Here is a 20,726-nt window from a genome sequence, read left to right on the forward strand (position 1 = left end):
TTATGATGTCCAAGTACCAATCCAGTTGAACATAACAATTGCAAGAGTTAGCAACCCCAACCCAGCAACAACATGACCACCAAGATCAATATAACCACCTTTGCCATCAGATATTTCATCATATTTGGCAATAGCCCCCTTAATGATCACGATAAGAAAAAATGCTGACAGAGCTACAACCACAAACTGGCTCAACTTTTCGAGGATCCAGAATAATAGTTCAAAGCCATTTTTATCATCGGCACCGTCTGCAAACTCATCAGTTGTAGGTATACCAGCTGCAATCACATTAGGAGCAAATAATGTCGCCACTGTGATGTAAAAGTACTTCTTCATAGATTTTAAATTTTTCATTAAACCCAAACTCCAAAATATCAAGGCTTTGCCCAGTACCCTATTAACGTAACAAATCCAACAATCAATGCCACTTCAATGATAGTTGTTCCAAAATCGTCATCAAAACCGCGTTGGTAAGCTCCCAACAATCCTATTCCTGCAATAATTATCGCCACAGTAGTCAATATCCAGGCAATGCCGGATCTCAAAATAGCAGGGGATAAACCAACAGTTTCAGTAAATACATCCACATCAATAGTCCAATACCAAGGGCTTCAATTGCCTAGGTTGTCTCGATGGAGAGTTAAGGTGCCTTTCAGCGGCCTTAGTGACCTCTTCCAAATCTTGCACAAATCCTTCATAACTAAATGGCTCAGGATCATCTTCTCTTCGCAGACGACTTATCTCTTTGACCTCTTCGATCAAAAAACGCAATTCAGTTGTGACCCTTCTTAGTTCAACCTTCTCCGGTTCAGATGAAGCGAACACCCCGAAGCTAAAAACCATCAGAAATCCGGCCCCGGCGATAGGCCACAGTGCAAATCTTAGTTTCATGTTAACTGCTTCTGTTTTCCTGTTTCTGTGATGATAGGTGCTTTGAAATAAAATAGGGGGGTAAAAACCCCCCATGCTTCAGCCGGGTTTTCCAAGCTGAGCACTAAATTTGGCATGCCAAACTTACAGATATTTCTTGTAGTTCGATGAGACTAAAAACAATGCATAACCGAACAGCGCGGCAAATGGAACCACTATTAGTGCGGGACTAACAGCATTGGGCCAAGACAAGTACACTACAAAACATAGAACCACTGATGGTTTGAGTAACGAAAGAGACAAATGAAATCGATCAACACTCTCCAAACTCGCGCCAAATCTACGCAGATCTCTCCAAACCAAGCCGCAGGTAACACCGACGACTCCAAAAAGTAGGTAGGCTGGCAGTGAAAATAACAACACACAAACCCTAAGAACAACCACTTTAAAAATATTTACTGAAGCTACGGCATATTTCCAAGTAGCTGTCTGATTTCTTAAATTTCGAGTTTTGTATTTATCATACCCTACTGGTTCAAGTATATTTTTGTCCATCCATCTAATTATCTCGCCAATTGCGATAACTGGAGAACTCCCAATAATGCTTTCTTTAAAGGCACTATTCAAATGCATAGCTTCTTTGTTAAGCATCATTTTACTATGCCCTTCACCCATTCCGACTTCAAAACCAGAAATGACACACATAGTTGGCATAGATGATCTTCCATCATCACAACTATATATCAACACCCATTCGACTAAGATTGAGACGATAGATGTTGCAATTATCATCAAAGGTAGTCCCACAATGAATGAAATAAAGGCCATTAACCCAGGACGCCTCTTGCCAGCGTCCTTGTTTTTATTATCGTTATTTTCTACGCCACGTTTTCCCACCACATGTCTCCAGGATCAGATGAACGATACTTTTGATTCATTTCACTAATAACTTCTGTAACTTTTTTGGGTAGTGGAATATCTCCCTTATCATTAAGTAGAGGTATTCTTATCTTAAACAGCTGATTCCCTTCCTTGAGCACAAATGCCTGCCCTTTTGGTAATGATTGCGGTTCATATGGGCTTATAAGGGGTACTTCTTTATCATTAATACGATCCTGTGCATTGCTATTGAAATTGAGCAACCCACTTTCAGCTGTATTACTCGTCCCGGATATAGCAGTTGAATCAACAACAGGAACTTTCGGAAGTCGGGTTGTAAGCAGTTTGGCGGTTTCTTCATTCTGTACTCTCAACATAATTGTTGTATTGAAGTTACCAATAATCTGCATACTTTTCGGGTTCGCAGTTGTTGTACCAAATTTTGCATCTATGTCTTGTAGAGTTTGTGTATACGCAGTAATGCAAATACCAGCACCACCCCCTTGGTTCACCATGGGAACAAACTCATCACCAACCAGAGAATTGAACTCATCGGCGTGAAGATAAATCTTTGGCATCTTAAATTTGCCACCACCAAGAGAGGGTAAACCTGCATCTTGGCCGTGCTTATACATAAGACCTGCTGTTGATACTAAGTCATTAAACATGGCATTACCAACCGCAGTGCCCACTTCTCGATCAGACAGAGCATCTAAACCAACATAGACTATCCCTTTCCGTTGGATAACATCTTTCCAAGAAAGTATCGGTCTAGCATCATCAGGATCTAAATACTCCGGACTGAGTAATTTAGAGAGCTTGTCTGTATTCAACTTCTCTAAAAATGGTAACAAATTAGCAATCAGCTTTTCGTAAAATCCCTTATCATAACTTGCAGCCATCATTAACTGACGACCTAAATTATCCATTGGAAGCAGTTCTTTCATTAAATTGAATATGGCAACAGTTTCCTTTGATTTCCCCTTTTTCTGCACAAGAGGATTCTTGTCAGGAACCAAAGCAGCTTCTTCTTTTATTGCCTCTTCGGGGTCATCCATTAATTTCCCAAATGCTTTAATTGCATATAGGTACAAAAGCTGTTCAACGTCTGAAACATACTCATTGATAGAATCAACTGTTGGACGCATTCCTATTGCGACTAACCCTTGGGCCACAACATTCACAAATCGCCATGAAAACGCTTTAAATGCTGCACTGTTACCATCACCAGCTAATTGTGCGGTCGTTTTACCAGCGACTTCCGTAACCCTTTGGAACTCGCCCACAGGGTTATACCTACATGAGTCATCTGGATAACCCAAGTGGAAAAAGTAAAAATCATTTTCCCTGCCCGCCCTAATGGCTTCACAATACATTCTACGGAATAGTTCACCATCCCCTTTAGGGTCAATGACAATTACAACTCCGTCCCCTCTTGCTATATCACCAGAAACCAATAGTTCTTCCAGACGAGTTTTACCAACACGTGTAGTACCCAACACTATACAGTGTCCTGGCCGTTCATTCAGACGCCAATAGATATCATTTTCCTTATCTACCCCTACGCCATGTATAGGCGCATATCCCCCTATGTCAGGAAATGGTCTGAGAGGATTAAAAATGGATTCACTACGTAAAGCTTTAGATACAAGGCTGAGTCCAATTGTTTTTTCCCATTTTACTTCCGCTCGCCTTGCCCAATCATAAGAAGCAGATGAATTGATATATGATTGGTTATCTGGTTTATAAGTATCTAAAAGACGTTGAGTGTGTAATGACGTCCAGCGAAATCCCTTACCAAGATAAGAAGCATGCTCTGAAACAGGGGTTTTAGATGGTTTAATAGAAAATGGTTTTAGTGTTCTAAGTGCCCTTTGATAAGAAACCACTTTTAAACCATCCACGGCCCAAGAGTAGCTTATCGCTCCTAAAACCGATGCCGTCATATAGGAAACGGAGGGGGTCATCATCCACAATGACGGAGAGGCAACGCTTACAGCAGCTGCAACCCCGGAAACCAAGGATGCACTAAGTTCTACAGGAGGCCGTAAAAGCCTTTCAATTGGCGCTTCATCTAAACTCATTGAAAAACTCCCTGGCTTGTAACTAAATATGGATATACACCTATATTCAATTCATTGCTAATATCTGAAGATGCAGGTGTAAATTTCAAATAAGGAAATAGCTGTTCTAGTTTTTTTATTTCCTCTTCCGAAGTAGCTTCAATTACAAAAACAGGAGATCTTAATTCAACTAACTTTTGATATCTTAACTTTAACCACCTTAATGAAAGTTCATCTGTGCCTATTACACTAAACGGCTTAACTCCTTTCTTAGGAAGGTCGAAACGGTAGCTTTTAAAGAATCCTGGTTCAAGGTTGCTAACCAACGGGAATATATTGTTTTTTGAAAAGTTCCCTCTTACTTCATTAATCATTTCCTGAATTTTTTCAACATTTGGGCTAACTCTATTCTTAGCTACTATTGAAAAATACTTTTTAGTTGACTCAGTATCCCCAAGCCTTCCGACTTCTATAAGTGATTTTTCTAAAGCAATACTTTTTACAGAAAACGAGATAAATATAATCAGTATTGCAAAACAAGTTCTGCATATAACGCCGCTCTCTCTTGGTTTCCCATAGAATGATAAGCACCAACTACTTCCTCCCATGTTCTACCTCCTTTCTTTAACTTTTTTAAATACTGAGCCGCATAGTTAACGTTATTTATTGGATTCATCATTTCCGCAATGGAAGAGAAGTTTTCGCCATGCCAATACCAATTTATTTGACAAATTCCAACATCAATATTTCTTACACCACCATTCAATTCCCTTTCAGCAAATAAAATAGCGCCTTGCTCACTCCTAAACCACTTCCCGGCCCCCTTTGAATTAACAACCCAAGGCCAAGGTTGTCTTTTATTTTTATAAAAAGATTGGCTTTCATGGGTACAAATACTGTCAATAATATGTGGCGGTACTTCATATTTCATTGATACCTTGTCTACAAGCTCACTCCAGGATGATGCATTGGCAGTACAGCTCGTCATCAGTATAAACAAAAAGAGTAAGATTTCTTTTATCATTGTAATTCCCATTTAATATATGGAACCTTACTCAAATCCCCTGTTCCTTTTGAAAGAGTGACTACCCTGCTTTGATTAACATCCTCTAGCCTGATATTTCGCTTATTAGCCCAAAGGGCTATATCACTATTTGACTCCCCTCCGATAAAAAACAAGTCAATCCCTGATATTTTCCCAGATTTCAGAGTTCCATAATGTTCATTAAACAAGGAAATACAACTATCACAACCAACAGCTTTTAAATAAATCTGAGCTCTCGGGCCAGTATCACGATATGTATCTAAATAGGCGCTTGCAGCAGCTTCTCGATAGAGACTATCTTTAGTAGCAAATCGAGGAACACCGGGATAGTTTCTCTGCCATGCTTCAGACACCTCAAGATCCCAACTTAAAGAGCCTATATTTGCCTTATAGCGCATCTGAACCCACCTATCAGCATACCTCTGCCTCTCTGCGCTCGACTCAGCCTCCAACCCAAGTGCAACAATTGGATTTTTCTCCAGGTCAGGCGATATGTAAGCTCTTGGTGACTGCAAAATTTTCTTAAACTTGAGATATTCCTCATCAGTTAACTCCCAAAGAGCTGCGTAATCTTGTTCAGATTTGGTAAGCTTTGAGTTCGTCAAGGCGGCATCGTCCTTAGCATTAAGGGATAAGGATATGAAAAATAAAAGAGGTGTCACACTACAAATTAGTCTTTTAACTGACATAAAACCTCTCCTTGTAAATAAACTCTCATTTTTCTTGTCTTACTTAAATCCGCCACCCTTATCTTGCTATCAAAGGGTTTGCATATTGGATACGGATTATCAACCTGCGCCTTTACGAGTGGAACTTTATCATCTATCGACAAGGTATCTCTTTGTAAAGAATATGATGAACCGCACCCGGAAATAAGGAGCATAAAAGAAATTGCAATTAATACATTTCTCATATTTCAATCACCTTCTCACTACCATCAACTCCTTTAAAAATGGCTTTTGAACCATCTAAAGAAATTAACTTCCATTTTCCGGCAATGCCTCCAATTCTTAAATTAGAAGTTTGATCCGGTTTTTCCTTCGGAGCAACAGTTAAATAAACATCGTCGCCCCATACCGTTTTCCCATAAACGATAATAGGAAACTCCATTATTTCTCTTTTTACATCCAATCCCAATCCTTGAAGTTGATTAGATATACCACTAAGCCATCTTTCATTTGTACGTAAACCGTCTCTCAGCGTATTAGAAAGACGCTCGCTCTCTCGCGATGAAATGGAACTCTTGCTTTCAATTGCTTCTTGCAACTCCAAAAATAACTGCTCATTTCGTTGCATATAGCCATAAAGCTTATCAATACTCCCTTTCATTGATTGAAGTTGAAGCATCATAACTTCATAGACTTCTCCCTGTCCCTGGGGTGCCCCACCTATTGGATACTCTCCCTGCCCCTGGGATGCCCCACCTATTGGATACTCTCCCTGCCCCTGGGATGCCCCACCTATTGGATACTCTCCCTGCCCCTGGGATGCCCCACCTATTGGATACTCTCCCTGCCCCTGGGATGCCCCACCTATTGGGTATTCCCCCTGCACCTGGGATGCCCCACCTATTGGATACTCATCTTCTACCTCAAGAGTAGGTAATGGAGGTTCATTAATGGTGGCAACTTTGTTGGCAGATGAAAATAATCCAAATTCAGATAATGCGATATATACACCTGCCCCACCAATAATGAGGATAGAAACAAATACCACCAAAAATAAAAGGCTTCCTTTCTTTGACTTTGAATTATTCGAGTTACTTTCACTTTCTAACTGCGGCAGCCCTTCTACATTTTTATCTTCAGCCATTATTAGCTAACCCCTTAAACTCTTCTTTAATGTCAAACGAGTAGATCCTTCTAATTGGATCTTCTACTGGAGAATAATAGTTTCCTACTAGAACCTGTAATGCCGTTCTTAAGGGCATTAATGATAGCTTTCGATGAACTTGTGGTAGGGGCCTTCCCATTGTCAGTTGCAATGCAGAATCGGTTGACTCATCCAAAGCTAAAACCCAGCCGCTATTCAGCAATACAAATCTAACAGCATCACCAACCGTTTTAACATTTGGAGGAAAAGTTATTTGAACATTGACAGACAAAGGATCCAACTCAACACTATCGGCCCCTGGTTTAATATACGTATATCTATCGGTTTTCACATATGCAGCCTCAGTAGAGAACGACATAGTAAAAACGATACCAATAATGAACAATATCATCTTCATTTCACTTTATCCTATCAAATTCGGTTCGTAATTTTTCTACTGCCATTCTAATAAACCGCTTCTGAAAATCTATAAACTCATCTTGAGTTATAGTACCTTCTTTAATAGCCTTAAATCCCCTCTCCCACATAGCAGTTGTTGCAGGATTCTTTAATTGTTCAGGTATTAAAGAAAAATACTTTTCAAAAAGCCTTCCAGAATATAACTGATTCTTTTTTTCCTCTACCAAAGAACAACTAATAATATCTCCAATTATTGTTGGTCTTGTCGCTACGGTTCCAATACCATCAGACTCATTCAACAACTTTTTATCCTCTGGATTGTCAATCCCTGATGCTATGCTAGACATAGCATTCGCGAGAGTTGCTTGAGAATATCTAGCAGGAGCCCTTGTCTTCTTTTCAACTATCTTGACTTCTGCAAGATATAATTTATCCCCTTTTTTCAAATCAGGGAACGTTATAACATCAGATTCTTTTTCATTTTCTGAACTACTTATTTCAAAACGCTTCCAACCAAGTTTTTTTGGAGTTATGCCTTCAGCTACTAATTTTAGATTTCCCGCATCAACATAAACTGTAGTAGTTGAGTACTGATAATCAGGTAAAAATTGAGCTAAATACCGCTTTGATATTAATACATATATCGCTTTCTGTTTATCAGTCAATCGATCAAAATTCAAATCAGTACTGGTTGGGATAATCCCATGATGAACTTCAACTTTTGAGCTATTCCAAGCTTTAGATCTTTTATCTAAATCTAGATGTCCTACATAATCAGAAAAAAGACTGATTTTCATCAAATTATTGACTGTTTTATCAATAGCATCAGCCAATCCTTCTGACAAATATTGAGTGTCTGTTCTGGGATAAGATGTGCACGACAAAGGGCTAGAGTATAATGACTGTGCTATGTCCAATACTTCAGAAGGTGATAATCCATACTTATCCGCAGCACTTTGCAATCTAGTCAGATCATATGGCAATGGAGGCGATTTGGACTTATCACTGCATTTAACAGCATTAACAATTCCTATTTTCTGAGCAAGTAAATACGCAACTGCCTTCTCAGCATATGATTTATTAAAAAGCTTTCCATCTTCGAGAAAATTGTCAGATAGTTCCAGATTTAGGTTGAATGAATTCTTATCCTTGTCCCAAACAGTAGCAACAACACTATAGTAAGTTCTCGGAATAAAATTCTTAATAGCCTTTTCTCGTAGAGAAACCAATCCGCAGGTTGGAGTTTTTACTCGACCGACTTTGAATGCCTTTGCTCTACGCCCCTCTCTCCCTTCTATTTTTTGGGTCAAAAGCGTCATTGCAATAGTCAGATTCATTCCGACTAGCCAATCGGCGATACCCCTTGCAGCTGCGGTTCTTGCCATCCACTCAGTTTCAGTAGCAGGTATAGGATTAGCAAACGCTTTTTCCAAAGTAGCTTGGTCTGTAGACCCATACAGCACCCGAAAAACAGGCCCTTTATACTTTGCAAACATCAACACATTTCTAGCAATACACTCCCCTTCCGGGTCAGGGTCAGTTGCTATATAAACAGCCTTTGCCTTGGAAAGCAGACCTTTAATTACATTGAACTGGCCTTTTGTCTTAGGTGATAGTGTGTAGTCAAATTTTTCGGGAAGAATGGGTAGGCAATCAAAACTCCATTTATCAGCTAACCTAGGTTCATAATGTTCTGGAGGCGATAATCTGAATAAATGCCCGATAGCCCAAGTGACAACAGTATCTCCCGCTTGACAATACCCTTTTCTATTAGAACCAGGGCCCATACCAAGAAACGCCGCAACATCTTTTCCCTGTGACGGCTTCTCGCAAAGATATAGTTTTTCAATTGTCACAATATAATTCCCAAAAAAAAACTGACCCTATGATAGCGTCAGTTTATTCCACTGTTATTCCAAAAACCCCGGATGCTAACTTCATCTTTTAGATCTAAAGTTAGGAGTTAACACCTCATTCGCTGTGCAGTTTGGCATGCTAAATTTTTTCTAACAGCAGACAAAATATCCTCACTAAACTCACCTGCTTCTAATGCTCTTTGATACAATGTCCACAACACATCAAATGAGCAGTTCAGTTTCCGGTGAGCCAAAAGAAAACGTTCCAAATCTGTGCACTGTTGGTTCTCTGTCCATAATAGTATGAAGTCTGTATAGATCTCCATCCGAGCAGACTTAGGGCGACCTCTAACAGGTTCAACTCCAAGCCGCGCTCTCCTAGCCTTTAATGTGTTTTCGTTTTCCTCTGAAAACAGAAACGAAATCATATCGCACGTTGCTTTCTTGGAAACAAATAGATCCTTTAACGCCTCTCTACGCTCATGCCTTATAACAGCTTTTGTCCTGTCAATAAGAACATTTTTATTGAAACGTATTTGCAATCGCTTTTCTTCAATGATTCGGCATGCAAACTCTTCCAACTCCCCAAGTGATATACCACTCAACTCCCTTTTGACTGAAGGAGATATATACCTGGGAAGACCATCACTCATTTCTCCCAGAATAGAGACACCATCAGCCAATAGCAAAACTAATTCTCTGGCAATTTGTCTATGACAAAACAGACGCTCAGTAAGTGATGAAGAAGCACTAGAAAAGCCTTCATTTATATTGTGATCTTGAGGGTTAGAAACACCTAGAGAAAAGGCTGAGGGACTTAGGCAGATCTGTATTGAATCGGAACGTACATACATTTCTGCCAGACGTAACAATTGAGCAGTGGTTGCATGTTTAATGAAATTAAACTCAACTTCACCGATCCCAAAAGCATCAACGATTGGATGATCAAAAGACTTTGCTTCGGCAACAAATGCCATAAGAACTTCTCTCACCAGCAAAGCAGCTCTAGCTTTATAGCCCGATGGAGAAGTTACGTAGGAATGCATTTCCATTACACAACTACCCACTACAAATTGTAAAAACCCATACGCAATATATCACGGGTTACGAATCGGTGGCTAGGAATTATCCACTAAAGTATGACTATATATAATCAAAAAACACTTTTTTTTTGACAAGAGCCAAAAAACACCTACACAAATGTATAGGTGTCAAATTGTGAACGCTCCCAATCATCACATCTAACCAATATTGCCGAAACAATATCCTTACCTTTTTGGGATATTACTTTATGCTCCATTTCACCATGTTCGTTACAAATCCATGAATCAGAAAGGTTAAGATCGTAAATAATTTCATCTCTCACTTTACTTACATCGGCCTCGCTATCAAGATCATAATCAGATCTAACAAATGCTGTGACTACGTCAATATCAGCATCACCAACTCTCAAACCAAGAACAAGCTCCCCATCGTCCAGTACTACGTTGAATACGCCCCCTCCATGGTTCTTTTCGCTTATCGCCCAGCGGATTAGGTCAAGACTTGGTGATGTTGGAACGTAATTCTGATTCGGTACTGGCTTAGGAGTCTTTGTTTTCCCTTCGAGCAACGTAGTAAACTCATCCTCTATTGATTGCTCATTTGATACTGGCTCGGAAGAAATCCCAGGCTTCTGTGATGCTGGTTCAGGAGCCTTCGCCTTCCCTTCGAGCAACGCTGCAAACTCATCCTCTATTGATTGTTCATTGGATACTGGCTCGGAAGAAATCCCAGGCTTCTGTGATGCTGGTTCAGGAGCCTTCGCCTTCCCTTCGAGCAACGTAGTAAACTCATCCTCTATTGATTGTTCATTGGATACTGGCTCGGAAGAAATCCCAGGCTTCTGTGATGCTGATTCAGGAGCCTTCGCCTTCCCTTCGAGCAACGCTGCAAATTCGTCTTCAGGAGACATTGACGGAGTTGTGCCAAGGCCAGTTCTATTCCCTTCAAGCAAAGCCTCAAAGTCCTTGTCACCTGAACTTGTTCCTCCACCAATTTTAGAAATAAGATCATCTAATGAAGCTTCAGAGGATTCATCAGTATGTGAGCTCGGAGTGGGAGATTGCCCGACTAAAGATATTCCCCCATCTAATGTGGGCGAATCAGACTTAGAGGGAATAACTAAGCTTAGTGGCCCCGAATAGAGGCCCTTTTCACCATTTGAAAAAACAGCTTCCAAAACCCCACAAAACTTATCTGGTTGAGACTGAAGCCAGTTCCTTCCTGTACCAGAAAGCATCCGAAACAAAACCGGGACGGATATACAATAGATAGGTGGCAAGTAGTTTTTTCTTTTAGCTTGAACATTATTTAATGTTTCAGTACAAGCGTCCCAAGGAAATACTTGAATAGTCCTTTTGTCTCCTGATTTGCTATTCTCAACAAACGTGAAATTAACCTTGTTCATTCGCTTTGAGATAAACAGTGTACTGAACGAGATAAAAACCGAGTAGTTATTGATATGATCATCTAACGAGTTTTTACCCGGGATCCCCTTTAAAGCCCCAATAATAGATGTCAACTCAGAAGCATACTGTTCATTCAGCTTACTCGCACTAGAAAGACCACCACTGCTAATCTGTATGCAACCAAGACAGGTTTCCACAACACGGATAATAGGCTCATAAAGCTCATTCCAATATGCATCAGAAACAGCTACAGCACGCTTCAAGTTCTGCCTGTTAATTTTAACTGTTAATGCAGTCTGTGGCTTTCGTTGTAACCATTTTCCGAAGTATTTTTTGACCAATCGCATTGTTCGATAATCCATGAAAAAACCTCATCGAGAGGTCTAATAGAACTTTTCTCAGTAAAGACAATATTGCTACCGTGCTTACACTTAAATTTGTCAAATGGTTCAATAAGCGGATCCCAAACACAACCATCCTCTAATGAAACAACATTTTTCTGAAATACTGGTGACTCTAATACCGTTGTAATAAAAAAAGTCTCGGTCGTCAGGTTATTTCTTGCAACTTCAAAAGACAACCGTTGATAAATGAAAGGCACAAGATCAAACTCTTTATCGACACCTTCAGTCCGCTCGACAAGAGTTCGCCAGACGGGTAAAAAAGGTTTCAGGTCAGGAACGCCACTCAAAGTTATTTCAACATCAAGAGAGAGCTTTTCTCGTTCCAATGCCCCCATCGTTTTAAAATCGCTCATAAAAAACCCCAACTAAAAAAGTCGGGGTTATTATACAGCCAGTCACCTAAAAGCTACTGAAAAAAGGCACTGCTTCAAATTACACTTTTACGCACTAAATTCTTTAGCATGCAAAAGATCATGTAAAATCCTTAATGCTGTTTCAGTTGTAAACTGTATATCCTGTAAATTATCAGGTTGATGAAAAGCTAGAATGTTAGCTACCATACTCTGAGTTAAGATTTCTGCTCCAACCCATCCCTCTTCCAAAAGAAGCCTCGATGCCGTAGCAGCAGCCCAAGCTGGAACAACTGTGGAACTATCTAAACACCAACTCGCCAAAGTTTTTCCATACAAAATAGTCTCGCGGTCGATATAGCCATATGAATTCGCGTAATGCAGCAAATTTTTTGCTGCTGCTGCTTTCGTTGGACCATAAAAAACTGAGTATGATTGAATAATGCTGGATCGCTGGATAACAGCCATATCCCAGACAACAGCATCAACTTTCATCATTCAATCAACCAACATAGACTATTGATAATTCACCCAAATCAACACAGTGATGCTGCCCTTTTTCAGTATCATATTCAATCCAACAAAATCCCTCTTCAGCAACAGAATCCAGGACAATAGAAGCAGCCCTATCATTATGAAGCACGTTAATTAAAGTAACTTTCTTCCTTTTAGCCTGAGAAATTACTTCACCATCAGTTTCCTGCTCAAGTTTAAACTTATCGGAACCTAGTTCTTCTTCAGCTCCAGGCTTGACATTAGAACCTGGCTCTTCCTCAGCTCCAGGCTTGACATTAGAGCCTGGCTCTTCTTCAGCTCCAGGCTTGACATTAGAACCTGGCTCTTCCTCAGCTCCTGCTTTTTTCTTAGGAGACTTCTTATTATTAGCAGCGCTTTTATCATCCAACGCTTTAATAATATCTTCAGATGATTGCTCAAAGTCTTTTTTTGATAGTGATTTTGCCCAAGACCTTGTAAGTGAGTTATTTTCAATAGCCCAATTAACCAACGACTCTGTTTTATTAGGATCTACCTGAGCCAAGCGAGTCAATATAGCTAAAGTAGAAAGGTCTTGGCAAAGTTCCTTTTCAAAAAGATTATGAATGAATTTTAACTTTCGATCTGTCTCTGTGTTATACATCAATATACATTCAGAAACATACGTTTCAGACTTACCCAACGACTGAGCAATTTCCTTTTGTTTCAATTTATAACTTTCTTTAAGTGCCACAAAAGAACGTCCCTCCTCCCTCGGATCCAACGCCTTTCGGCTTATATTTTCCATTAGCTGAAGAAATAAAGGCATCTCTATATCATGCTGCACTATCAGCATTGGTAGCATGCCATCAAAATCATTTTTTTTATCTTCAGCATAGGTTTTAACAGAAAGCCAGCGACGGCCGCCCATTAATATTTTATGCCCCTTATCATCTTTTTCCCAAACGACTATAGGCTGATATAAGCGCCCTTTTGTAATGCTAAAAGTAGCCAAGATATCAGCACAGCCTTCAGGAGTTAAGTTTTTATAGCGTGGCTGAGAAACGTCCGGATAACACGATGAATAGTGACCTTCTACCAACCTAAATGCGCCATCATTATTCACTGATGAAATAAGACTCATAAAATCGTCATTCATAAAATGTACTCCCAAAATCCTAATTCTTCATCCGGTTATTCATTGCATCAATAGCATCCCGAACAACTTTGCCCTTTTGGCGATGATTAAAATTTAACGGTGATACCCAAGGGGCAGTAGAACCCATTCTAGCCTCCTTGATAATCAAGGAGTCTGGAATAACCTCGGGCAATAAATAGCTTGAGTAATTTCTCTTTATATCTGTATATATATCAGCATAGGGATTAGAGCCCTTTCTCTCAGTCGGCTTCTTGAATAAATTTAAATAAATACATGCAACTTGGGGATTGACTTTCATACCAGCCGAAACTGCCCGAATCGTTTTAAGCAATGAAATCATTCCTTCATTCGAAAAGTCATCAATCGTTATCGGGACAAAGATATAGTCAACTGCTGCTATTGCTGCAACTTGTGTGATTCCAAGACTGGGAGGTGTATCAAAGATCACATAGTCAAAATCAATGTTTTGCAAGTGCTTACGCAAAGTTCCCACAACGGTTGCGGCGTCTAGAGGGGAAGCTAAAATGGACGCTATTTTCTCTTTATGCGAGGGAATAAAGTAAATATTTTCGTGAACTTCAGAACGATAAACTTCAATATTTCCTTTATCCAAGGATGGATTGAAAAGATCCGCAGAAGTAAAAGATGGATGAAAGCTCTTGTCGGTACGGCTCAAAACCGAACTCATATTACATTGGCCATCAATGTCACAGAACAACACCCTGTTCCCCTGTTCAGCAAGACGAAACCCTTGGTAAAAACCTACTGTGGTCTTACCTACACCGCCTTTCTCATTAGAGTGACAAAGAAACTTCCCTTTCTTTGTAGGAAGGAAATCTGGCTTAACTACTTCTATCATAAGAACTCCTTGAGTCATGGGCATTGAACCCTAAATAATCAGGCCATACTCTATGGCTTGATAGGTAATGTAATTCATCACTGAGCCCAAAGCAAGTAAAATTTAGCATGCCAAATACTGAACAACGCAAACAAATTTAGCATGCCAAACACTATAAAATCAGAGAAAACACCGAATCAAAGGCTATGGATTTGTGAGTTTCGTCCAGGAGACGAACAGCCTAACCGTGATGGACAAGTTTTGCATAAGAACAAATAGCGTTCTTACACAATAACTTGACCACACTCGCGGCTTAACTCACAGAACCACAGCCACAAGGTTACAAATTTTTATTTCCCTTTCTAAGAAGGTGGTTTTTTTCGCAGTGCGGTACGAAACAAGACCACAGCAGTGCCCGGATTATCATTGCTATCATGTAAAACCTCATCCCCTAAAAAGCGGGGAGGTATCTGATGTATACCAAAATTAACACTTTTCTTTATTGGAAGTTCGACCACCTTTGCCTTTGGTGTTGATTTATTGGAGGGTACTTTTTCTTGTGGCAAATGATTTCTGTACTTTGCAACGGTTTGCCGAGTGAGTCCTGCTATACGAGCCAACGCTACAAGAGTGACTTTTTCACCTTTGGCTAATAGCTGTTGATATGCTCCTTGTATTTTCTGAATTGATGCTGTCACCCGAGTCTTATGAGTTCGTGTAGCGCTTGCTCTTTGTTTTTCATCCAACGTCATTGCTAATGAAAACTCACCAGCCATAATCCCTCTGGCACATTTAGAAGAGCCTCTATAATGATTCCATGTCCACCGAGCAACAGACTTAACTGTCGCTCTAACCTGGGCCACAGTTAGATCAGATGAAAAACCAGCTGTCTTTTTGAAAGAGTTTGAAGAATTTGCATAATGCTCAAGTGCTCTAGAAAAGTGTCCATAGGAGCCTTTTTCTCGCTCTTCATTAACGATGCTATATGCATACCACCGCAACTTTTCAAACAACATACAGTGTCGAGAATGAGAAACCGCATCTAAATCAGGGCCGCTCCCCCATCGTTTTTGCTCCAGTTCAACGTAATCAGCCAACTCCCCCAATTCATATGTTGTGTTGTGCAACTCCCATGTTTTCCACCATGGATGCCCAGGAGTCTTAGCAACAGGGCCTCGATAAGCAGGATCAGAGTTCAGACGTCTGGAAAATGCCTCGTAAATTGCGTTTTTATAGTCGATAGGCCGTTGTCGGGCATTGTCATTGGTGCATACGGGAATTATTGCGTAAAACAAATGGGAGTGGCCGCTGTTGCGGTCTTGAACAATCAAATTGGGGGGGGGTAAGCCTGCATCTTCCCAAATCAACGGATTTGAATGATCCAGATCAAAAATCAGCCAGCTACTCATTCCGACACGATTGATCTGCATGTACGGGAAATTGAGGGCCAAATGACGTGGCCGACTAATTGCAGCCGTTTTATCATCACTACATCGAGCGTGATATGGCGCTTCCAGCAATATTCTAGACATTGCCGATGCCGGCGAAAAATACCGCTGGCTAAGAGCATTAGCTGTTGAATTTACAGACAATTTGTTGGCCCTCGATTCATTTTTGAATCGAGCTGCCGTTGTACTCTACGCATAGATGTACCTATCCCTAAAGAATATTTTAGAGAAAGTTACTTGACCGAAGAAGGGGGATTAACTAGAATTGATTTGTCGAATCGAGTTCTAGTTATTGACCTTACGGTTTAGTAACAGCTCAAATTATGTAGGCCTCGCTATTGCGAGGCTTTACTTTTTCTGGTTCATTTCATTTTTACTTTTCTTATTTTACTCATCCTTTCATGCTGCAACGCTAGAAAAGCGGCCGTTGTCGATCACTACTTTTCGGATCCCCAATCTAACACTTAAGCGCCAAGCGGCATCAGGACTGGAGAATGTTCTAACAGCAGGCTTATTCGCCATCGCCAAAAAACCATCAAATAGGCCCGGACAGGATACGGCAAGGGCAAAACGGCCTTCCCCTTCGGGACTAGGCACTAATGAAGAAACAAGATCTTCACGATTAGCAGCAGCTGCTGCTATCGACACTTGGCTTATCAACTGTGTTGTCATACGACCTCCAGATCTCAGTTAGATCCCAAACTATAGAGAACGATCCAACTTCCGTTAATCTAGCACTTTGTCACTACAGATCAAGTTTTTTTCGGAAAAAAAATTTTTTTGCAAAAAAAATGGGCGATCGATAACTATTTGGATTTTTTTGCATTTTCAGTTTCAACCCACTCTGAAAACTGTCTCAGATTCAGAGTGGAACTTTCCGGGATCTTCAAACCTATTTTTCTACATATTTGAACAACCGCATCCACATCATTCTCAGTTGCAGGTCGATAGTTCTTATTACCCGGAGCAGACAGCAACCCCCTAGCCCGAGAGCCTGTCATCAAAGACTCATTAACCAGGAGCTTGACCAACTCGGAACTTTTTAATCCTGTTAACCGCCAGAGCCCTTTAATACATCTATTCCCGTACTGTTCTAGAGTCACATTGACGACCTTATGATAAGAAAAAGTAGGGCCAAAGGCCCTACTGCTGCTTAACAGTTAAGTCTCCGTCAAATATGCAAATTGATCAACCACATCTACAGGCTTTACAGTAAAAGTAAAAGGAGAGTCATTCACAACGAGCGTCACCGCTTCAAGCAAGGATCCCCCTTTAGCAATACATTCTCGCGCAGATTTGATAGCCAAATGCCCACGCTGTTCAGTATCGCACCACTGAGAAATTTGCCAGTTCAATTGCCAATCCCTCCTAAGCCATTGCGAAATGTCATTTCCTCACGAAAAACTTCCATTTCAGAGTGATTAGCTAAAATAGCAAGAGATTCAAACGCCGTGCACTGATCCAGGTGTGAAAACTTCTGGGCTAAAGAATCAGCCGCTATAGCACATCGTTCGTAACTTTCTCGAATTTCTTCAGATGCAGCATTCACAGCCTTTCTGCGAAAAGAATCAGCTGCTTTTTGGGCCAACTCACACAGATCGTGGTTTGACAAAGGACTTCTAACCATAGACACCTCTTTACGTTTTAAAGGCAGCTCATCGAGCGCCTACATTAATCATCACCAATTAGTATTAGTGGTGAATCTCAGAAACCATATAATACCGTTCACCAAGTAAAAATGCACCCCTTGCGGAGTGCATATTTTGACAGTGATTAAAGTTCAAGCAGTAGCCACTTAGCTAGCTACCACAGGCTCCATGTTTGCTTCAGATTCGAATAATGCAATCAGTTTTCTTGCAATTACATATCCTAAGCCTTTGAACAAATTGAAAATAACTCCTTGTCCAAGAGCTTCACTAGCAGCCGTGTAAGACAAACCATCAATAAACTTCAAGGGTACAGTTTTGCAACCAGCGTGCTCCCTCTCGTTTATTAGTCGAGTCTTTGAGTTGAAAGGATTCCCCACAAATGCATCGGTAGACCCAGCCTTGTGGCAAAACTTTCTGATCGTGGGTATAACAGTCTCTGAACCATCTAATACAACCCTACGCCAGCCAGCTCCCTTTTCAGAGTCCTTGAGTTCTTTCGCAACTAATCCTTCGTATTCTCTCCAGGATTTATCTTCCAGAGGAATATCCTCCATCACACAAGCAAAAGATTCATGCCGAGTTCCCAACAGAGGTAAATCGTTCAGAATAAGACCGAGATCTAACCCCAAAGTAGAGGCAACACATACCAACCTTTCCCGTCCTTCTAAAGCAAATTTTTTACCACTCAAAACGAGGTATTCGACTGTATACCCCCAAGTTTTCAGGACTGATAGTATAACAGCAAAAGAAGTACTTTTTTGATAGGGAGGTACGTTCTCTATGATGATGATTCCTGGTTGCGTATACTGTATAAACTGCAATGCATAGAAGAACATATCTCCAGTCAGTTTATGAAATTCTGGTTCTGAGCATGTCGTATTCGCTAGACTTGCACCGTCACAGGGAATACCCATCATTAACAAATCTAACGGGAACCCCTTGCTACGAAACTCCACAAGCTCGATTTCAGAGTGTATAAGCACTGCATCATCGCTAAAAATGTCAGTTTGGTTTTTATAGAATGCGTTTATAAAACGCTTATCTTTTTCAACCACTAACATTCCTTTTGCTCCTAAGCCTCCAGCAACTAACCCTGAATGCACAGCACCATCCATTATGCCAGCACCAGAGAAAAGCGACCCAATCGAAAGTGGAGATCCCGTTAGGATCTTCTCTTTTACTCTTGCTAATCGCTCATCTTTTTGCAATTCCGAACTATGAACCGAAAACGTGATAACTCCTGGCTGAACCACAACTCTGATAGTTTTACCTACACCGAATAAAACATCCAGAAATTCACCTCTCACCTCCAAAAGAGGATTGTTCCCTCTTTTAGAGACTCTGACGGTTCTCATGGGTTCTTTCTCAGCCTCTAGATCTAGAGGATTATAAAGAGATAAAACAAGCCTATTTCTAGCCTCGTTTTCTTCAACTTTAAGTATATCGTTAGGTTTAAAATAACGATTTAAACACGCTTCCACCCAAATTCGAGGCTTGCCTCTATTAAGCCCAATCACTGTATTAGCAATATTCATAAATACCTCTTTACGTTTAGAGGGCAGCCCTTCGGCGCCCAATTATTTAATCTCAATAAGCAAGGAAATTATATCAAAAATGGTGCATCAATCAATTAAGTATTTACTATCGTTCATTTATTGAACCAAAACTCGTACTTTTGCAAGAGCTTCGTTTAGCACTGACGCAGGAGCCTTTTCGATAAACGAGATCCCCCTGGCTTCAAAGTCGATAGTCTTTATCTGTTGGCACAAAACAACTCCTTTAGTTCTGTCTGTGTCAACAACTACTTCGAACCCATGACCTCTGACTGTTGATGTTATTGGCGCGACTAGAGCAAGTTGAATCTGTTTGTTGAACGGCTCTGGCGATAGCACCAGGGCAGGACGATGATGTGCTTGTTCATGCCCAGCAGACGGATCAAAATCAACCCACACAATGTCACCTCGCTTGGGAGTGTAAATCATAAGATTTCTTCCCTACCTACATGCGAAGACAGCCATTGTGCATCTTCGGAATCAAGTTCAAAAGCCCCCTTTGGGCTGACACTTAACAACTCATCAAGAGAGAAAGTTGGGGCGGCAGAACTCATTACAATACGCCCTTTTACAACTTCTATTTCAACTGGATCCCCCATTCCGAATCCGGCTTTCTTCAAAACGGCCGCAGGAATGATTGCTCCGGCAGAGTTACCCCATTTTTTGATGCTGGTCTGCATATTAACCTCATTAGCAGTTATACATTGTTTAACCAAGATAACACCAGAAAGATGTTTATACAATGTATAATTCACACCATAACCAATTAAACTTCAGAGCTTCCAATCCATCCATCGCCGAGATAAGCGTTCCATCCACTTTCTTGACTACTATCTGCTATTGAATTCGCAATAGCATTCATAGCTTCCAGCTTCTCAACTGTCCACCCTTTTTCGGGAGCCCCGACAATCAAAAGCACGTTGTCATTCAGCCCTGTGATCACAAGTTTATGCCCCTCGAAACCATTTAAAATATCCGGTTCTTTATCACTCAACTTTCTCACTACAATCATTGTTTTTATCTTTTGCATGCTAAATATTTTCAGGGTTCACAGGCTTAACCGGAACGCGAAATTTTCTAACAGTGACCAGAGGCTCCTTGCTCAACGTGAGCATCAAACCGCCACTCACAATGCCTATTGCCGCCAGGATTAAACTAGCCAGATTGTCGCTGTATGAACCCAAAACCAATGCAAGAAACCCAAGTGCTAAGTTAACCACACCCCAGAGTTTCAACAAGTTATACCTTTTCTGCGTCAATTCAATTTCCATATGGTTTCCTTTAACTTTGCTCTTCAACTGGTTCCCAAACTAAACCGCTATCAAGCAGCTTGCCCAAAGCTACCTTAGCACCTGCCAGATCACTTGATACGCTAATTTGACTTGATACGCTAATTTGTCAACTTATGGGTTTAGTTCCTTTTAAGTATCTGATTTATTGGAGTAACAAGTTCATC

At 40.6% G+C, this 20,726-nt stretch carries 27 protein-coding genes; all 27 read right to left on the reverse strand.

Going from position 1 to position 20,726, the window contains the following annotated elements:
* A complete protein-coding gene (locus HCX89_RS21220; protein WP_167717374.1) occupies positions 1 to 354 on the reverse strand; it encodes a DUF2976 domain-containing protein in 354 nt (117 codons plus the stop codon).
* Positions 355 to 374: 20 nt separating this feature from the next.
* The gene (locus HCX89_RS21225; protein WP_167717376.1) at positions 375 to 587 is read right to left on the reverse strand and encodes a hypothetical protein; all 213 of its coding nucleotides are present in this window, start codon (positions 585 to 587) and stop codon (positions 375 to 377) included.
* A gap of 1 nt (position 588) precedes the next feature.
* Complete coding sequence (locus HCX89_RS21230; RefSeq protein WP_167717377.1) at positions 589 to 891, reverse strand: RAQPRD family integrative conjugative element protein; 303 nt, start codon at positions 889 to 891, stop codon at positions 589 to 591.
* A gap of 123 nt (positions 892 to 1,014) precedes the next feature.
* Positions 1,015 to 1,767 carry a DUF4400 domain-containing protein gene (locus HCX89_RS22960; protein ID WP_167717379.1) on the reverse strand — a complete coding sequence of 251 codons (753 nt, stop codon included), beginning with the start codon at positions 1,765 to 1,767 and terminating at the stop codon, positions 1,015 to 1,017.
* Positions 1,749 to 3,833, reverse strand: a complete 2,085-nt coding sequence (gene traD / locus HCX89_RS21240) for a type IV conjugative transfer system coupling protein TraD (RefSeq protein ID WP_167717381.1) — start codon at positions 3,831 to 3,833, stop codon at positions 1,749 to 1,751. The genes HCX89_RS22960 and traD overlap by 19 nt, the downstream gene beginning before the upstream one ends.
* On the reverse strand, positions 3,830 to 4,420 hold the full coding sequence (locus HCX89_RS21245) for a PFL_4695 family integrating conjugative element protein (protein WP_167717383.1): 591 nt from the start codon (positions 4,418 to 4,420) through the stop codon (positions 3,830 to 3,832). The genes traD and HCX89_RS21245 overlap by 4 nt, the downstream gene beginning before the upstream one ends.
* Complete coding sequence (locus HCX89_RS21250) at positions 4,336 to 4,836, reverse strand: transglycosylase SLT domain-containing protein (RefSeq protein ID WP_167717385.1); 501 nt, start codon at positions 4,834 to 4,836, stop codon at positions 4,336 to 4,338. The genes HCX89_RS21245 and HCX89_RS21250 overlap by 85 nt, the downstream gene beginning before the upstream one ends.
* Positions 4,833 to 5,546 (reverse strand): hypothetical protein, encoded by a 714-nt coding sequence (locus HCX89_RS21255; protein WP_167717387.1) that lies wholly within the window; start codon positions 5,544 to 5,546, stop codon positions 4,833 to 4,835. The genes HCX89_RS21250 and HCX89_RS21255 overlap by 4 nt, the downstream gene beginning before the upstream one ends.
* Complete coding sequence (locus HCX89_RS21260; protein ID WP_167717389.1) at positions 5,528 to 5,770, reverse strand: hypothetical protein; 243 nt, start codon at positions 5,768 to 5,770, stop codon at positions 5,528 to 5,530. The genes HCX89_RS21255 and HCX89_RS21260 overlap by 19 nt, the downstream gene beginning before the upstream one ends.
* Complete coding sequence (locus HCX89_RS21265; RefSeq protein ID WP_167717391.1) at positions 5,767 to 6,669, reverse strand: hypothetical protein; 903 nt, start codon at positions 6,667 to 6,669, stop codon at positions 5,767 to 5,769. Before HCX89_RS21265 ends, HCX89_RS21260 begins: the two co-directional genes overlap by 4 nt.
* Positions 6,662 to 7,087 carry a hypothetical protein gene (locus HCX89_RS21270; RefSeq protein ID WP_167717393.1) on the reverse strand — a complete coding sequence of 142 codons (426 nt, stop codon included), beginning with the start codon at positions 7,085 to 7,087 and terminating at the stop codon, positions 6,662 to 6,664. Before HCX89_RS21270 ends, HCX89_RS21265 begins: the two co-directional genes overlap by 8 nt.
* 1 nt (position 7,088) lies before the next feature.
* Entirely contained in the window at positions 7,089 to 8,945 is a 1,857-nt protein-coding gene (locus tag HCX89_RS21275; protein ID WP_167717395.1) for a DNA topoisomerase, read from the reverse strand.
* A 107-nt stretch (positions 8,946 to 9,052) separates the two neighbouring features.
* Complete coding sequence (locus tag HCX89_RS21280; protein ID WP_167717397.1) at positions 9,053 to 9,997, reverse strand: hypothetical protein; 945 nt, start codon at positions 9,995 to 9,997, stop codon at positions 9,053 to 9,055.
* A gap of 140 nt (positions 9,998 to 10,137) precedes the next feature.
* Positions 10,138 to 11,757 (reverse strand): hypothetical protein, encoded by a 1,620-nt coding sequence (locus HCX89_RS21285; protein ID WP_167717399.1) that lies wholly within the window; start codon positions 11,755 to 11,757, stop codon positions 10,138 to 10,140.
* The gene (locus HCX89_RS21290) at positions 11,682 to 12,152 is read right to left on the reverse strand and encodes a hypothetical protein (RefSeq protein WP_167717401.1); all 471 of its coding nucleotides are present in this window, start codon (positions 12,150 to 12,152) and stop codon (positions 11,682 to 11,684) included. The genes HCX89_RS21285 and HCX89_RS21290 overlap by 76 nt, the downstream gene beginning before the upstream one ends.
* Positions 12,153 to 12,239: 87 nt before the next feature.
* A complete protein-coding gene (locus HCX89_RS21295) occupies positions 12,240 to 12,647 on the reverse strand; it encodes a hypothetical protein (RefSeq protein WP_167717403.1) in 408 nt (135 codons plus the stop codon).
* Positions 12,648 to 12,651: 4 nt separating this feature from the next.
* Complete coding sequence (locus tag HCX89_RS21300) at positions 12,652 to 13,782, reverse strand: ParB/RepB/Spo0J family partition protein (RefSeq protein WP_167717405.1); 1,131 nt, start codon at positions 13,780 to 13,782, stop codon at positions 12,652 to 12,654.
* A 19-nt stretch (positions 13,783 to 13,801) separates the two neighbouring features.
* Complete coding sequence (locus HCX89_RS21305) at positions 13,802 to 14,641, reverse strand: ParA family protein (protein WP_167717407.1); 840 nt, start codon at positions 14,639 to 14,641, stop codon at positions 13,802 to 13,804.
* A 341-nt stretch (positions 14,642 to 14,982) separates the two neighbouring features.
* Positions 14,983 to 16,152, reverse strand: a complete 1,170-nt coding sequence (locus tag HCX89_RS21310; RefSeq protein ID WP_167717409.1) for a replication initiation protein — start codon at positions 16,150 to 16,152, stop codon at positions 14,983 to 14,985.
* Between the two features lie 315 nt (positions 16,153 to 16,467).
* On the reverse strand, positions 16,468 to 16,740 hold the full coding sequence (locus HCX89_RS21315; protein WP_167717411.1) for a hypothetical protein: 273 nt from the start codon (positions 16,738 to 16,740) through the stop codon (positions 16,468 to 16,470).
* Positions 16,741 to 17,228: 488 nt separating this feature from the next.
* Complete coding sequence (locus HCX89_RS21320) at positions 17,229 to 17,423, reverse strand: hypothetical protein (RefSeq protein WP_167717413.1); 195 nt, start codon at positions 17,421 to 17,423, stop codon at positions 17,229 to 17,231.
* Positions 17,420 to 17,695, reverse strand: a complete 276-nt coding sequence (locus HCX89_RS21325; RefSeq protein ID WP_167717414.1) for a hypothetical protein — start codon at positions 17,693 to 17,695, stop codon at positions 17,420 to 17,422. Before HCX89_RS21325 ends, HCX89_RS21320 begins: the two co-directional genes overlap by 4 nt.
* A gap of 168 nt (positions 17,696 to 17,863) precedes the next feature.
* Positions 17,864 to 19,252, reverse strand: coding sequence for a DNA cytosine methyltransferase (locus HCX89_RS21330; RefSeq protein WP_167717416.1), 1,389 nt, complete (start codon positions 19,250 to 19,252; stop codon positions 17,864 to 17,866).
* Between the two features lie 117 nt (positions 19,253 to 19,369).
* Positions 19,370 to 19,699, reverse strand: a complete 330-nt coding sequence (locus HCX89_RS21335) for a type II toxin-antitoxin system PemK/MazF family toxin (RefSeq protein ID WP_167717419.1) — start codon at positions 19,697 to 19,699, stop codon at positions 19,370 to 19,372.
* Positions 19,696 to 19,950: an AbrB/MazE/SpoVT family DNA-binding domain-containing protein gene (locus HCX89_RS21340; protein WP_167717421.1), complete on the reverse strand. Its 255-nt coding sequence runs from the start codon at positions 19,948 to 19,950 to the stop codon at positions 19,696 to 19,698. The genes HCX89_RS21335 and HCX89_RS21340 overlap by 4 nt, the downstream gene beginning before the upstream one ends.
* Positions 19,951 to 20,036: 86 nt before the next feature.
* On the reverse strand, positions 20,037 to 20,300 hold the full coding sequence (locus HCX89_RS21345) for a hypothetical protein (protein WP_217351541.1): 264 nt from the start codon (positions 20,298 to 20,300) through the stop codon (positions 20,037 to 20,039).
* A 1-nt stretch (position 20,301) separates the two neighbouring features.
* A complete protein-coding gene (locus HCX89_RS21350) occupies positions 20,302 to 20,541 on the reverse strand; it encodes a hypothetical protein (protein ID WP_167717423.1) in 240 nt (79 codons plus the stop codon).
* Between the last annotated feature and the right edge of the window lie 185 nt (positions 20,542 to 20,726).

This window comes from Shewanella sp. Iso12, assembly GCF_012030025.1.
Classification (GTDB): domain Bacteria; phylum Pseudomonadota; class Gammaproteobacteria; order Enterobacterales; family Shewanellaceae; genus Shewanella; species Shewanella algae.